The sequence below is a fragment of the Granulibacter bethesdensis genome, assembly GCF_001889545.1.
Taxonomy (GTDB): Bacteria; Pseudomonadota; Alphaproteobacteria; order Acetobacterales; family Acetobacteraceae; genus Granulibacter; species Granulibacter bethesdensis_B.
Genome location: NZ_CP018194.1, coordinates 552,598 through 566,163, shown reverse-complemented (window position 1 = coordinate 566,163; position 13,566 = coordinate 552,598). Strand labels below are relative to the sequence as shown.

The window sequence follows — 13,566 nt, the reverse complement described above, 5'->3', positions numbered from 1 at the left end:
TTAATTCTCCAGCTGATGCAGCGCCTGCGTGGCCCAATCGAGCTGGCGATCGAGATACGCGTAGTAGCGATCATAAAAAGTCCTGAAATCGGCCCGCCCGGTCGGAGTCAAGGTCAGACGCTGCAACCACCACTCTGCCGGGTGGCGGGATGCAATCAACTGTGCATATCGATCATGCCACCAGCGAATATTGGCGTGCAGATCGTAAAAACGGGGCTCGGACTGAATATCCTGAAAACGGTGGCGGTACCGCCCGATAATGGCCTCATCATAAAACAGCAGCATCAATTCATCGACATCGTAGACCTGATTCCGGGCCTGCGGAGGCTCGAACACCGACAGCACGCCCGGACCGGGAGGCAGGCGATTTTCACTTAAAAGCATGGTCCGGACATCATCATCACGATACAGGGCCGCCACGTCATCAAGCGGCAGAGACTGCGACCGCATCATGACGTTCACATACTCATTCTTCGGAACCGGGAAGTCGAAGATCGCCAGCAGCAAAGGTTTATCAATCGGCCATTCCGGCCAGTACTGCGCTGCACTGAGCGTATTATGCGCCAGATGACTGCAATTATCCGTAAAAACGCTCCACTGGAACACCTCCTTGCCGGAGCGGTATGGCGCGTTCTGTTCATTCATGAAATCGATGATCCGCAGCATATCCTCCTGCGAGACCGGCACGCGCGCGCAGTAGCTGCCGCGCCCCATGCCAAGCGCGAAATCGGTTCCAGCCGTCAGTTGATATTTCCAATCCTCCGCTGAAACAGTGGCAGGTTTTTCATCGAACCGGTCATCGTGAAAGGAAATACCGTCCAGCACTCCATCCTGCCGCGCCTGTTGCAGGATCTGCGTATATCGCGCCGGTGTCAGCGTTTCGTCCGGCCTCATCCCGCCATGGAAGAAAAAGCTGCGCCCCCGTGCCGCAGACCATTTGGCAGAGCTGTAATGGGCATCCATGCCGATGCCAACGCCATCTTCCTCCCCGGGACGGCAGAGATGCAGCACCGGGTAATGCGCATCACGATCCGCGCAGGCGCCACGGAGAAAGAAGCCCATATGGCCGCCCACACCACCGCGATCAGCCGCACCAAATCCCGGCTTTTTCAGAATCTGGGAGGTCGCGCAGATATCCACGTAATATGGGAACAGGCGTGTATAGGCCTGTTCCTCCACCTCTGTATGGGGATGCAGGCGGGAGAAATCCTCCGCGGCACATCCCCCCAGAATCGCGATCAGCAGGAGCAGGGCCGCCCGCCATCGCACATCCCGCCACGTCATAAATCAGGTGCGATGGGCTGAAACGTGAGCCGCCAGCGCCCGCAGGGAGGCAAAAATAGCCGGATTTTCTGCATCATCGGATTTCAGATTGACGCCGTAGGCGCGGCTGATGGCGAGTGACAACTCCAGCGCATCGATACTGTCGAGACCCAGCCCTTCTCCGAACAGCCGGGCCTCCGGCTCGATATCCTGCGGGCTGGTTTCCAGATGAAGGGTTTCGACGATAAGGGACGCCATTTCCTGCTCGAACGGGCTTTGCCCATGCTCTGTACCAGGCGCAGCTTGAGTGTGATCAGTCATGTAGAGCCATTCATCTTTAAAACGATACCTTCGGATAGCATGGCTACCCCTGACCGGATAGCGGCTTCACATCACATCAGAAGCCGGAACTTCATTGGTAACCAGGAGTTTGGCATCCACCCCGGAACAAGAAAGATGGAGGATGCATGTCTGGCCCTGAGCCTCCTCTGACACGCCGCTTTCGGCAGGTCCGGTCAGAAACCGAGCGGCTGAGCAGCCATCTGGATGATGAGGATCAGTGTATCCAGTCCATGCCGGATGCCAGCCCGGTCAAATGGCACCGTGCGCATACCAGCTGGTTTTTCGAGACCTTCATCCTGAAGCCTTACGATCCTGAGTACGAGGATCGTTTTCCCGCCTTCAATCTGCTGTTCAATTCCTATTACGAGGCCGTGGGGGCACGCCATCCCCGTCCACAGCGCGGTCTGCTGAGCCGACCATCCTGCATCACCGTCCGTGAATACCGCCATGTCATCGATATGGCGATGCTACGCCTGCTGGGACAGAAGGAACTCCCGAGGGAACTGGCCGACCTGGTGGAGTTGGGCCTGCAGCATGAGCAGCAGCATCAGGAGTTGATGGTCACGGATATGCTGCATGCCTTTGCGCAGAATCCCCTTTACCCGGCCATGCTGCCAGACTGGGAGGATGCACCAGCGCCACCACCAAAGCCGGGCCACAGCACAGACGGCTTCATCACGCTTGGCGGCGGATTGAGGCGCATCGGTCATAGCCAGCCTGGATTTTCCTTCGACAACGAAACGCCGGCCCATGACGTGTTTGTCCAGCCTTATCAACTGGCCACCGATCTGGTCACCAACAGAGACTGGAAAGCCTTTATCGCCGCTGGCGGATACCGGAACAGCGCCTTCTGGATGATGGAAGGCTATGAAATCGCCCGAGACTGGCAGGCTCCGCTTTACTGGGTCGAGCAGAACGGACGGTGGATGCAGATGGGTCCGGGCGGATTGCTGCCGCTGGAGAATGCGGCCCCGGTCCGTCATATCAGCTGGTATGAGGCTGATGCCTACGCACGCTGGGCCAGTGCAAGGCTGCCGACCGAGCAGGAATGGGAGATTGCCGCTTCCGACCAGCGGCTGAACAATATGCATGGTCGGGTATGGCAATGGACTGCCAGCGCCTATCGTCCCTACCCCCGTTTTCAGCCACCGACAGGCGCGATCGGCGAATACAACGGCAAATTCATGATCAACCAGATGGTACTGCGTGGCAGTTCCATCGCCACGCCCGCGCCACACGCAAGAAACACCTACCGGAATTTCTTCCATCCTGACAGGCGATGGCAGTTCAGCGGTCTGAGACTGGCCCGCGATATCGAACAGGCGGTTCCGCCTCTGACCCCTTCCCCTTCATTTCCTTGAACAATCAGGAACCGGAACGCATGCCGCGTGTCAGCCATAATTTGGTTCACCCTTCCCCCATCCAACCAGTCCCGCAGATTATGCAGGAGGTTCTGGATGGGCTGTCCCGCATCAGAAAAACCCTTCCTGCAAAGCTGTTCTATGATGCGGAAGGCTGTCGCCTGTTTGAGGCGATCACCACACTGCCGGAATATTATCTGACCCGTACCGAACGCCATTTACTGAGGGGTATAGGGGCCGATCTGGCATCCCATCTCCCGGACTGTCCTGCCCTGATCGAATTCGGCGCCAGTTCGGAAGACAAGGCCGTCCTGCTGCTGGAAACGCTGCTTGAGGCGGGAAAGCCTGTTCATACCTATGTTGCCATTGATGTCGCGGCAGAGGCTTTGTCCGCTCTGGCGTACAGGCTGTCCGTCTCCCATCCCGCTCTGACCGTGCAGCCGGTGGCGGCGGATTTTACAACCCTCGAATCGCTGCCCGCTTCCATCGCCAACAGGCCGCAACTGGCGTTTTTTCCTGGCTCCACCATCGGCAATCTCTCACCGGCGCAGGCTGTTGCCTTTATGCGGGATGTCCATCTTCTGACCGGACCGGATGCGTGTTTTCTGGTAGGGGCCGATCTCCGCAAGGATCCTTCCATCCTGCTGCCGGCCTATAATGACCGGGCCGGCGTGACCGCCGCGTTCAATCTCAATATTCTCAACCATATCAATGACGCGACCGGCTCCGATCTCGATCCGGACGGATTTGCCCATCGCGCCGTATGGAATGATCATGAAAGCCGGATCGAGATGCATCTGGTCAGCCGCCGCCCCCAGCAGGCCCGGATTGGCTCCAGAATCATTCATTTCCATCAGGGTGAAACCATTCACACAGAAAATAGCTACAAACATACGGTAAAAGGGTTTCATACTCTGGCAGGGCAGGCAGGGTGGCACGCTTCCGCCACCTGGACCGACTCTGATCACCTGTTTTCGATCCACCTCCTGAGGAAGGACCACTGATATGCAGCGTCGCTCCCGGACTGCCGCATGCAGCATTGCCATCAGCAACCAGAAGGCCACTCTTTACTGGGCGGGGCTGACGGGACTGATGCTGGCTGTGGTCATGCTGCTCTGTGCCGGATAATGAAGCCCCCGGTATAGCCCGGTTTCCGGCAGAATTTTCCTGATCCCTGACCGTGCCTCCTCCTGATCCGATGCAGAACCCGGAGTGGCCAGGCTGCGACCTTGAGGAGGCGGCTATCCACGCAGAGCATACCCGGACGGTTTCTCATCCACCTGGGGAAGTCCACCCGCGTGTCAGTGAACTGCCGACGCTGCTGGTCATCCTGAGCCTGTCGGTTCTGGGTGGCATTGTCGGCATGCAGATTCTGGTGAGGCTGGGCGTCACCCCCAACACCGCCATTATCGGTGCCGTGACCGCCATGATTCTGGGGCGTATCCCGTGGCAGCCCCTGCGTGGTTTCCGCTCCATCCATCGCCAGAATCTGGTGCAGAGCGCGATTTCCGCCTCCACCTTCGGCGCGGCCAATGCGCTTCTGTTACCCATCGGAATTCCATGGGCGCTGGGCATGCCGGACCTTGTCTGGCCAATGCTGGCAGGGGCGTCTCTTGCCATGTTGCTGGATGCGTGGCTGATGTACAGCACCTTCGGAACAGCCATTTTTCCGGCAGAAGCACCGTGGCCGCCCGGTGTCGCCGCCGCAGAAGCCATCAGGGCCGGTGATGAAGGCGGTCGCAAGGCTGTCACCCTCGGAGCCGGAATAACCGCCGGGGCCACCGGATCATGGCTGGGCCTGCCAATGTCTGCCATGGGCGTCGCTTTTATCGGCAATCCATGGGCGCTGCTTTTCTTTGCCATCGGATTACTGACACGCGGCTATCAGCATACCGTCTTTGCGCTTCCACCCCTGCATGCCTTGCTGCCGGGCCGTGATCTGGCTGCCGCCAGCGCACCCCATGCCGCCATGCTCGGCGCCGGACTCGCGGCGCTGGTACAGGTCGTCGCACTGTTGATCCGCAATGGCAGGCAACCGCATTCACCAGACACCGGGACCGGCACCCCTTCTCTGCGGCGCATGCTTGGGCTGGGCATGGCTGGCTATCTGGGCATTGCCCTGCTGCTGGCGCTGCTGGGCGGGCTGTATACGCATATGCCGCCTGCCATGATACTGGGCTTCGTAGTCTTCGCCGCGTTTGCCGCTTACATGCATGAACTGATTGTCGGACTGGCCGCGATGCATTCCGGCTGGTTTCCCGCTTTCGCTGCGGCCGTTGTGACCCTGCTGGTGGGGATGATCATCGGCTTTCCGCCGATAGCACTGGCTCTGCTGGTCGGTTTTTCCGCTGCGACAGGCCCCGCTTTCGGAGATATGGGCTGCGACCTGCGGGCCGGTTTTCTGCTGCGTGGTGAAGGGACTGATCCCGCCTTCGAGCGGGATGGTCGCTGGCAACAGTTTCTGGCCGCCATGACAGCCTTTGGAGTCGCCATCATACTGGTAGCCCTGCATGGAGGAGACTATCTGAAAGCCGGCTTACTCCCGCCGGTCGATCATGTCTTCGCAGGGCTGATCCAATCCGGCCTTGCCCCCGGCCTGATCGGACGTATCTGGCCCTGGCTGCTGATCGGCGCCGTCCTTCAGACCGGTGGCGGACCACACCGTCAGCTTGGCATCATGTTCGCCACGGGTTTGCTGATCAGCAACAGCGCCGCCGGATGGGCCGTGCTCGCCGGGCTGATCATCAGGCTGGCAGTGACCTGGCGGGCGGAAAAAAATGCTGCCGGGCTGGAAGTCCTTGCAGGCGGGCTGATTGCCGGAGACGCTCTGCTCTCTTTCACCAGTTCGATTGTCCAGATGTCGGCCCCACATGGCCAGCAACATGCGGGCGAGATCAACCATTCCGGCTCCGTGCGCGTTGCTTCCATCAAAGGAGCCTGACCTCTTGCCCGATTCTTTTGAGCGATCCCGACCGGACCTGTTTGATCTGCGCCGCACTGGCATTGACCCCGATTACTGGTATCCTCTCGCCTGGTCTGGAGAAATCAGAAAAGGCAAGGCGACAGGCCGCCATTTCGCCGGAGACCCCATCGTTCTGGTGCGTGGGGAATCAGGCCGCGTCTACGCGCTGGAAGATCGCTGCGCCCATCGCCAGGTGCCGCTGCATGCCGGTGTTGTAGAAGGTGATTGTCTGCGCTGCTGCTATCACGGCTGGACCTATGATGCGTCAGGTGGGTGTATCGACGTACCCTATCTGGGCAAGGATAAACTGCCCAACGGGGTCCGCGCCTATCCCTGTCAGGAGAAAGACGGGCTGGTTTTCATCTTTCCGGGCGATCCGGCCCACGCCGAAACGACCCCGCTGCCCGCACTGCCATCCATAAGCGACCCAGCCTATCGGACGCGCCGTTTCGGGCGGGAGGTCGCCTGCCATTACAGCTTCATGCATGAAAACCTGATGGATATGAACCATCAGTTTCTGCACCGGAAACAGATGGGACAGATCAGGCCACGCTATCTGGGCCATGATACCGGCGAAGACTGGCTGGAAGTGCGATACAGCTTCGCCCGAACGGCGGGGCGGCAACCACTGGGTGAGAGACTGATTTTCGGCACGCGGGAAGGCAAGGCCGAACCGAATGACAGCCTCATGACGATCCGCACCGATTATCCTTATCAACGCCTGACGATCGACCTGAAATCGGACCGGGTGATGCAGTTGTGGATCGTCTATGTACCGTTGGACAAGGACCAGAAACGCATTCGGACTTTTGGCCTGTTATCGGTCAGGAAGCCGCGTGCAGCCTTTCTGCTGCACGCGGCCTGGCCCCTACTGGGCTGGTTCACCGAGCGCATCTTCAGCGAGGATCGCTGGATCGTCGAACAGGAACAGGCAGCCCATGATGCGCTGGGGGGAAATATGAATCAGGAGCCGTTCCCGGTCATTCGTGCGCTTCAGGATCTGCTCGCCAGACGCGGCAGGCTTCTGTCCTTCTGAGCCTTATTTGCTGAGGACTGCCATCCGGCCCGCATCGGCTGGCAACGGCACGGTGGCATGCATCGTGACAGCAGACATAGCATCCTCAAGCGTATTGAATTCTCCCAGATCGCGCCCGGTTGCGCCATGCCAGGGCATATATTTCTGATCCACATAGGCTATGCCCCAGGCAGACCAGCTTTCCCCCTCCCGATAGAGGGAGATATAGGGATCGGTATCTGCCTCCCCATCGACCACAGTGACACGGGCAAATCCCCAGCGGGCGGCAAAATCGCTTTCATAAGCCTCGCCGAACCCGGAACGTGCCACGAGACGCTTTACGACGCCCGGCCGAAAAGGGAAGGGAATGATAGTCGCACCGGACTGCAATGTTGTCATGGGCGCACCGTGGGTATGAGGAAGAATGAACGGTTTTTAGCAACACCCTGTCCAAAAAACTGTGCCCTTTTGGGCACAGTAAAAGACCCACTATCAACGATTCGTGATCGAAAGAACTAAAAATATTTTTTGTCAGAGCCTTACAGGACGATATCAGCCTGTGACGTGAGCTTAAAAATACGCAGTCGCACCGACCTGAAAGAGAATCGGCATTCAATCCTAATGCTGCTCCTGAAAGCGATACGGGCTTTCCGCCGTTGTGTTCGGGTCAATCGCAATGCGGTGTTCCAGCGGCGGAAAGGCGCGACTGCGGCAGTCCTGTCGGTCACAGAGGCGGCAGGACAGCCCGATTCCCACGGCTGCCCGTTCGATGTCGATGCCATCGCCATAGATAATGTCCGGCGCATGGACGATGTCGCAGCCCATCGCCACCACATGCAGCGGCGGCGGATCGCCCCATCGCTCTGCCACACCACGCACGCAGCGCGCGAAACACAGAAAAGTCGCGCCATCCGGCAGCCGCGCCACCTGCACCCGGATGGCGCCGGGGGAAGTGAAAGCCTCATGCACGACCCAGCGCGGGCAGGAACCACCGAAACGCGCGAATGGAAAGCCGGCCGCGGAAAAACGCTTGGATACATTCCCCGCCGCATCCGTCCGCAGGAAAAAGAACGGCACCCCACGCGCTTCCGGCCGCTGTAAGGAGGCCAGACGCTGACAGGCTTGCTCGAAACTGACGCAAAAACGGGCCGCCAGCAGATCCATATCGTGTCGCAATTCCAGGGCCGCATGCCGGAACGCTTCATAAGGCATCAGGATCGCAGCGGCGGTATAGTTCAGCAGCCCGATTCGCAGCAGCCCTTCCGCCTCCGGCGTGCTGAGGCGGGAGGTCGTGATCACCCCCTCCACGGCGTCTCTGGTTTCCATCAGGGCAAGCTGGAATGCCATATGGAAACCCCGGCTTTCCCGCGGCAGCTGTTCTGACAGAAACAGGCTGGAACTCGGCGGATCGTAGCGCCGGTGTACACCTTCTGAAGGGCCGACCCGGATGGTCAACCCATGTCGGGCCCGCAGCCGCTCGGCAATTGCATGATTGGCCTCGGCCGGCGTGGTGCGCAGATCGGCACAGATCGCTCCGGCGGCGGCCTCCAGTTCAGCGAAGTAGTTCTGCCGTTCGGCAAACAGATCGCGCACCTCCTCGTTCGGCAGCAGAATACGGCGACCAGACGGCAGTGCGATGCCGCCCGCATCCTCCCGCGCGACACGCCAGGAGCGATACAGCGTCAGAATCGCCCGGGCCGCATTGGGGCTGGCGGCGGCAAGCTGCTCCACCTCCTCCACCGACACGCCCTCACTGGCCAGCATCGGATCGGCGAACACCTCGCGCAATCCGGTCTGAAGATGTCGCTCCTGCTGGCCGGACAGCGCACGCAGATCAACACGCAGCGTTTCCGCCAGCTTGATCAGCAACGATGCCGTCACACCACGCTGGTCGTGCTCGATCAAATTCAGATAGCTCGCGGATATCCCCAGCCTTACTGCAAGCGATTGCTGGGACTCTCCACGTTCCTGTCGCAACCGGCGGACGGTGCGCCCGATCAGAGGACGAGACATGACATTATTTTCACGCGTTGTAATTTACACAGTTTGCAAAATTACAACCAAGCCGTAAACAAATTTACTAAATTGCAGCAAATTTTTAATTTTAGGGGTGTCAAAGCTGCAAAAACGTGCCAAATGTTGCGCAGTTAAGAGCCGAGGGAGTAATAATTATGCGTCACATGGCCTCCATCTGTTTCGCGCCGGACGGCGCCGGCAGCGTTCCCTTCGATATGGAAGAACGCTTCGCTGGCGTTAAGCGCGACTATACCCAGGCCGATGTGGAGAAGCTGGCTGGCAGCTTCCGCGTCAAGCACACCATTGCCGAAATGGGCGCGAAGCGTCTGTGGACGCTGCTGCGTAACGAGCCGTTCGTGAACACACTGGGCGCCCTGACCGGCAACCAGGCGGTTCAGCAGGTCAAGGCCGGCCTGAAGGCCATCTACCTGTCCGGCTGGCAGGTTGCCGCCGATGCCAACCTGGCCGGTGAAATGTATCCCGACCAGTCCCTGTATCCCGCGAACTCGGTTCCGGCCGTTGTCCGCCGCATCAACAACGCACTGCGTCGCTCCGACCAGATCGCCCACATGGAAGGCGCCAAGGCCGGCCGTGATGGCGACATTCACTGGATGGCCCCGATCGTGGCCGATGCCGAAGCCGGTTTCGGCGGCGCGCTGAACTCCTACGAGCTGATGAAGGCCATGATCGATGCGGGCGCCGCCGGCGTTCACTTCGAAGACCAGCTTGCGTCCGAAAAGAAGTGCGGCCATCTGGGTGGCAAGGTTCTGGTGCCGATCAGCCAGCACATCCGCACCCTGAACGCAGCCCGTCTGGCCGCCGATGTCGAAGGCGTTCCGACCGTTCTGCTGTGCCGCACCGACAGCCATGCCGCCCAGCTGCTGACCACCAATGTTGATGAGCGCGACCATCCGTTCATCAGCGGCGAGCGCACCCCGGAAGGCTTCTATCGCATCAAGGAAGGCGTGGGCGTCGATTACGCGATCGCTCGCTCCCTGGCTTATGCGCCGTATGCTGACCTGCTGTGGTGGGAAACCAGCGAGCCGAACCTGGAAGAAGCCGAGCAGTTCGCCAACGCGATCGCCAAGCAGTTCCCGGGCAAGATGCTGGCCTACAACTGCTCCCCCAGCTTCAACTGGAAGAAGAAGCTCCCGCCGGAGAAGATCGCCGAATTCCAGCGCGCGATCGGCTCCATGGGCTACAAGTTCCAGTTCGTCACGCTGGCGGGTTTCCACAGCCTGAACTACTCCATGTTCCAGCTGGCCCGTGGCTACAAGGACCGTGGCATGGCAGCGTATTCCGAGCTGCAGCAGGCCGAGTTCGCGGCCGAAGCCGACGGTTACACCGCCACCCGCCATCAGCGCGAAGTGGGCGTGTCTTACTTCGACGCGATCTCCATGGCGGTGTCTCAGGGTCAGTCTTCCACCACTGCCTTCGCCGGCAGCACGGAAGAAGAGCAGTTCCACTAATACGGAACAACGAAATCCGGCTGTCCTGCCCCCTAACACAGGGCAGCCGGAGCTGGTCCCTGACCGCTGGAGAGTCCCCTTTCCGCAACACTGCTTTCCAGACACCGCGACAGGGATGCGCCGATCGGTTCGACGTCGCCCCTCGGCTCGGACCAATCGACGCGATGAGACGCCGGCACCCCCGGGCTGGCGTCTGGAACGGCCCCGCCCTGCGGGGCCGTTTTCCGTTTGCAGGCAATGTTGCAGACTGTTTTGCCCCGCCTGACTTAGCCGGATATGAATTCAGGCTCGTAATAAACCGGAAATTTCACCGAACGGGCGATCAAACACACCTCATGAATCCGGTGATGAATCGCCTCTGCAATGGCAAGGTCAGCATTTGCATCCACTGTGATACGGGGGTGCAGGGTCGCTGACACAAACTGGCCCGCTCCACCCGCCGCCACCTCCGCAATGCCGACAGGCTGATCTTCGTAGGAGGTGACAACGATGCCCGACTCTGAAGCGTAATGCAGATACCAGAGCATATGGCACGCAGCTAAAGCTGACAGCAGCAGATCTTCAGGGTTCATTCTGGTGGTGTCACCACCAAGCAACGGATCGTTGGAACAATGGATCACAGGCTTGCCCGGCACCACAATATCCCAGCTTCGATCATAATCGCGATAGCCGGACGTACCCCGCCCGCGATTCCCGGTCCAGACAATCCGGGAGACATAAGAATGGCTCATGCGAAAACACCCCCCGCCCAATCAGGCACGACCCTGCGATCAAGCCGCTTCCGTCTTGATCTGCACATCGACTGACAGGGTGTCGAAATCACCGGGGCGCCCCGTATAGCTCCCGGAAATCGGTACGGCCTGGGATGGGGTGCGGGCCACACAGATACGGATCAGGTTACGCCCGGCGATCAGCCCGTTGGTCGGATCGAACTCCACCCATCCCGCACCCGGCAGATAAACGGCACACCAGGCATGGGTCGTAGCGCCTCCAACCATGGCAGACCCTTTTATGTCGGGATCGTACAGATAACCACTGACAAAACGGGCCGCAAAACCAAGCGATCGCACGGCTTCCATCATCAGCAGGGCGAAATCCCGGCATGCCCCTCTGCCAAGATCAAGCGTCCTGAGAGGGGCCTGAGTACCCTGCGTATCACGCGCTTCATAAGTAAAATCCCGCTGGATCGCGCGCGTCATATCCATCAGCAGCCGCATCGTCCCGGTAGCACGCCCCTTGCGGACGAATTTGCGTGCCCACAGCTCCAGCCTGTGATCCGGATCGGGATGATGCCGTTCCTGCAACCGGGCAATATCCGGTAATTCCTCAGCCGCGTAACCAAACGGATACGTGCGTGCCACCGGATCAATCGGCAGATCTTCATTGCTGGGAAAGTGATCCAGATCAAGCCGTGAGGTGATTTCGAACCGATCGGACTCTGCTGGATCAGGCTGCACATAGCAGACCGAATTTCCAAAAACGTCATGTGCCCAGCGTGTCTCGACCGCTGGCGGATAGAATGTCAGGGTCGCATCGTTCATACGCAGATCATGACTGTCGCGCGGGCGCATCATCAGCCGGTGCCGACCCAGCGAAACCGGCTGATGATAGCGATATATGGTGATATGCGTGATCAGGACGCGAGGCATAAAACTGTGCTCATCCTGACTGACATTTCTCTACCCTTTTGCAAAGGGTCATGCCTCCGAGCTGGAATGGGAGGCTGACGGACCACCTGCCAGTCCTCCCGTGATCCGTGCCTTCAGGCGTCCGAACTGTGTGACACCGGCCAGCCTGCGATCCAGAAAAGCCAGCGCGGCTTCATCATGATCATATCGCTCCCGCAACCAGACCAGCAATGTCCCGCTCCATATTCCGGCCAGAATAACGCGCTTTGTGTACCAACTGGTATCCGCAGAACGATCCCCTGCCGCATACCAGATTGCATCCACCGTTCGCGCCAGACAGCGCGCCGCAACACGGGCCCGGCCAGGCAAGGCCAGCGCGGCAGCAGCCCTGCGTGCAGCCTCACGATGCGGACCCATCAGGGAGAGCCTGGCTGCAATGGCCAGACGGACACGGGCGCTCAGTTTCGTAACGCCCGCTGCCTGCTCGACCTCTGCCGTCATGGCCCGGTCCAGCCAGCCGGACCATGCCTCGATCAGGCCCGCAGCCCCGCCATGCCAGAATAAAGGCGCATCTTCAGGAGGAAGGTTCAGATCACTCAAGGCGCTGCGCAAAGCGGTCTCCGTCCATCCCAGAACCGGAACATGAGGCAACATCGCCGCAATGACCCGATCCTGCTCGGTATCATCGACCAGAGAGTCCAGAGTGGCGATCATTCTGCGTCATCCTTCCGTTCGGCCGCCTGCTCCGCTGCCAGAGCCGCCTGTGCGCGGGCAATTTCCTCCTCAAAGCCCAGCCGCCCCAGATCGTCCATGCGCATAGGATACAGGATACCATTCAGATGGTCGTATTCATGCTGAATGACATTCGCGTGAAAGCCGCTGGCTTCACGCTCGATAACAGCCCCGTCCAGTCCGATGCCACGATAACGGACCCGCATGGCACGAGGCACTTCTCCCCTGAAGCCGGGAATGGACAGGCATCCCTCCCAGCACATCTGAATCTCATCCCCCAACAGCGCAAGCTCCGGGTTGATCAGCACGGTAGGAGGGATTTCCTCGCCACCACGAGAGACAGGCACACGAAACACGAACATACGCAAGGATTGATATACCTGCGGTGCCGCCAGCCCCACACCGGGGGCATCAATCATGGTTTCAATCATATCCAGGGCCAGGCGTTGTATCTCCGGCGCGGTCGGATCCGGCACAGGATCAGCACGACGCAGCAGCACCGGATGCCCCATGCGTGCGATCTTCAGAATCGACATTGCGCCCCTCTCCCATACTTGCCGCTGCCGCCCGGCATGCCTCTGGTCATATTGTCCGTTACGAAACCGGCCGCCACAAGGCACGAAACAGTATCAGAAAGACCTGATTCGCCCCGCCGGAACCAGGAAATATCAGACCACAGAAACAGGCTTTGTTTTCTTCGGCAAAACTGTGCTATACGCCCCGCCTTCCGTTGGAATCTTCAGCGGAACCCGTTCGTACGGCCCGGGCTCAGACCGTC

The 13,566-nt window shown here is 59.6% G+C and carries 14 protein-coding genes; 6 read left to right on the top strand and 8 right to left on the bottom strand.

From position 1 onward, the window contains the following. Entirely contained in the window at positions 1 to 1,284 is a 1,284-nt protein-coding gene (locus GbCGDNIH8_RS02555) for a hypothetical protein (RefSeq protein WP_072571986.1), read from the bottom strand. Positions 1,285 to 1,287: 3 nt separating this feature from the next. Continuing rightward, positions 1,288 to 1,584, bottom strand: a complete 297-nt coding sequence (locus tag GbCGDNIH8_RS02550) for a phosphopantetheine-binding protein (protein ID WP_072571985.1) — start codon at positions 1,582 to 1,584, stop codon at positions 1,288 to 1,290. Between the two features lie 146 nt (positions 1,585 to 1,730). On the opposite strand from GbCGDNIH8_RS02550, the gene egtB reads away from it, so the two are divergent. Genes egtB through GbCGDNIH8_RS02530 form a run of 5 tightly spaced genes read left to right on the top strand, consistent with a single transcriptional unit; the run spans position 1,731 to position 6,964 of the window. Then, complete coding sequence (gene egtB, locus GbCGDNIH8_RS02545; RefSeq protein WP_072571984.1) at positions 1,731 to 2,966, top strand: ergothioneine biosynthesis protein EgtB; 1,236 nt, start codon at positions 1,731 to 1,733, stop codon at positions 2,964 to 2,966. A 20-nt stretch (positions 2,967 to 2,986) separates the two neighbouring features. Further along, the gene (gene egtD, locus GbCGDNIH8_RS02540) at positions 2,987 to 3,970 is read left to right on the top strand and encodes an L-histidine N(alpha)-methyltransferase (RefSeq protein ID WP_072573559.1); all 984 of its coding nucleotides are present in this window, start codon (positions 2,987 to 2,989) and stop codon (positions 3,968 to 3,970) included. 1 nt (position 3,971) lies between these two features. Beyond that, positions 3,972 to 4,094 (top strand): hypothetical protein, encoded by a 123-nt coding sequence (locus GbCGDNIH8_RS13240; protein ID WP_301335567.1) that lies wholly within the window; start codon positions 3,972 to 3,974, stop codon positions 4,092 to 4,094. Between the two features lie 52 nt (positions 4,095 to 4,146). After that, positions 4,147 to 5,907, top strand: a complete 1,761-nt coding sequence (locus tag GbCGDNIH8_RS02535) for an OPT/YSL family transporter (RefSeq protein WP_072571983.1) — start codon at positions 4,147 to 4,149, stop codon at positions 5,905 to 5,907. A gap of 4 nt (positions 5,908 to 5,911) precedes the next feature. After that, positions 5,912 to 6,964 (top strand): aromatic ring-hydroxylating oxygenase subunit alpha, encoded by a 1,053-nt coding sequence (locus GbCGDNIH8_RS02530; RefSeq protein ID WP_072571982.1) that lies wholly within the window; start codon positions 5,912 to 5,914, stop codon positions 6,962 to 6,964. Positions 6,965 to 6,967: 3 nt separating this feature from the next. On the opposite strand, the gene GbCGDNIH8_RS02525 is transcribed toward GbCGDNIH8_RS02530, so the two are convergent. Both GbCGDNIH8_RS02525 and GbCGDNIH8_RS02520 read right to left on the bottom strand, forming a co-directional pair. After that, the gene (locus GbCGDNIH8_RS02525) at positions 6,968 to 7,342 is read right to left on the bottom strand and encodes a hypothetical protein (protein WP_072571981.1); all 375 of its coding nucleotides are present in this window, start codon (positions 7,340 to 7,342) and stop codon (positions 6,968 to 6,970) included. 219 nt (positions 7,343 to 7,561) lie between these two features. Continuing rightward, complete coding sequence (locus GbCGDNIH8_RS02520) at positions 7,562 to 8,956, bottom strand: helix-turn-helix domain-containing protein (RefSeq protein ID WP_072571980.1); 1,395 nt, start codon at positions 8,954 to 8,956, stop codon at positions 7,562 to 7,564. Positions 8,957 to 9,123: 167 nt separating this feature from the next. Between GbCGDNIH8_RS02520 and aceA the strand changes: the two genes are divergently transcribed. Continuing rightward, positions 9,124 to 10,428 (top strand): isocitrate lyase, encoded by a 1,305-nt coding sequence (aceA, locus tag GbCGDNIH8_RS02515; RefSeq protein WP_072571979.1) that lies wholly within the window; start codon positions 9,124 to 9,126, stop codon positions 10,426 to 10,428. 266 nt (positions 10,429 to 10,694) lie between these two features. On the opposite strand, the gene GbCGDNIH8_RS02510 is transcribed toward aceA, so the two are convergent. Genes GbCGDNIH8_RS02510 through def form a run of 4 tightly spaced genes read right to left on the bottom strand, consistent with a single transcriptional unit; the run spans position 10,695 to position 13,324 of the window. Continuing rightward, positions 10,695 to 11,159, bottom strand: a complete 465-nt coding sequence (locus GbCGDNIH8_RS02510; RefSeq protein ID WP_072571978.1) for an OsmC family protein — start codon at positions 11,157 to 11,159, stop codon at positions 10,695 to 10,697. Between the two features lie 39 nt (positions 11,160 to 11,198). Continuing rightward, positions 11,199 to 12,077: a transglutaminase family protein gene (locus GbCGDNIH8_RS02505; RefSeq protein ID WP_072571977.1), complete on the bottom strand. Its 879-nt coding sequence runs from the start codon at positions 12,075 to 12,077 to the stop codon at positions 11,199 to 11,201. A 48-nt stretch (positions 12,078 to 12,125) separates the two neighbouring features. Further along, positions 12,126 to 12,770: a COQ9 family protein gene (locus GbCGDNIH8_RS02500; protein WP_072571976.1), complete on the bottom strand. Its 645-nt coding sequence runs from the start codon at positions 12,768 to 12,770 to the stop codon at positions 12,126 to 12,128. Then, positions 12,767 to 13,324 carry a peptide deformylase gene (def, locus tag GbCGDNIH8_RS02495; protein ID WP_216634474.1) on the bottom strand — a complete coding sequence of 186 codons (558 nt, stop codon included), beginning with the start codon at positions 13,322 to 13,324 and terminating at the stop codon, positions 12,767 to 12,769. The genes GbCGDNIH8_RS02500 and def overlap by 4 nt, the downstream gene beginning before the upstream one ends. Positions 13,325 to 13,566 lie beyond the last annotated feature (242 nt).

Bases quoted from the DNA above. Each gene is read 5' to 3' on its own strand.
- GbCGDNIH8_RS02555 (WP_072571986.1), bottom strand. From the start codon at position 1,284: ATGACGTGGCGGGATGTGCGATGGCGGGCGGCCCTGCTCCTGCTGATC.
- GbCGDNIH8_RS02550 (WP_072571985.1), bottom strand. From the start codon at position 1,584: ATGACTGATCACACTCAAGCTGCGCCTGGTACAGAGCATGGGCAAAGC.
- egtB (WP_072571984.1), top strand. From the start codon at position 1,731: ATGTCTGGCCCTGAGCCTCCTCTGACACGCCGCTTTCGGCAGGTCCGG.
- egtD (WP_072573559.1), top strand. From the start codon at position 2,987: ATGCCGCGTGTCAGCCATAATTTGGTTCACCCTTCCCCCATCCAACCA.
- GbCGDNIH8_RS13240 (WP_301335567.1), top strand. From the start codon at position 3,972: ATGCAGCGTCGCTCCCGGACTGCCGCATGCAGCATTGCCATCAGCAAC.
- GbCGDNIH8_RS02525 (WP_072571981.1), bottom strand. From the start codon at position 7,342: ATGACAACATTGCAGTCCGGTGCGACTATCATTCCCTTCCCTTTTCGG.
- GbCGDNIH8_RS02520 (WP_072571980.1), bottom strand. From the start codon at position 8,956: ATGTCTCGTCCTCTGATCGGGCGCACCGTCCGCCGGTTGCGACAGGAA.
- aceA (WP_072571979.1), top strand. From the start codon at position 9,124: ATGGCCTCCATCTGTTTCGCGCCGGACGGCGCCGGCAGCGTTCCCTTC.
- GbCGDNIH8_RS02510 (WP_072571978.1), bottom strand. From the start codon at position 11,159: ATGAGCCATTCTTATGTCTCCCGGATTGTCTGGACCGGGAATCGCGGG.
- GbCGDNIH8_RS02505 (WP_072571977.1), bottom strand. From the start codon at position 12,077: ATGCCTCGCGTCCTGATCACGCATATCACCATATATCGCTATCATCAG.
- GbCGDNIH8_RS02500 (WP_072571976.1), bottom strand. From the start codon at position 12,770: ATGATCGCCACTCTGGACTCTCTGGTCGATGATACCGAGCAGGATCGG.
- def (WP_216634474.1), bottom strand. From the start codon at position 13,324: ATGTCGATTCTGAAGATCGCACGCATGGGGCATCCGGTGCTGCTGCGT.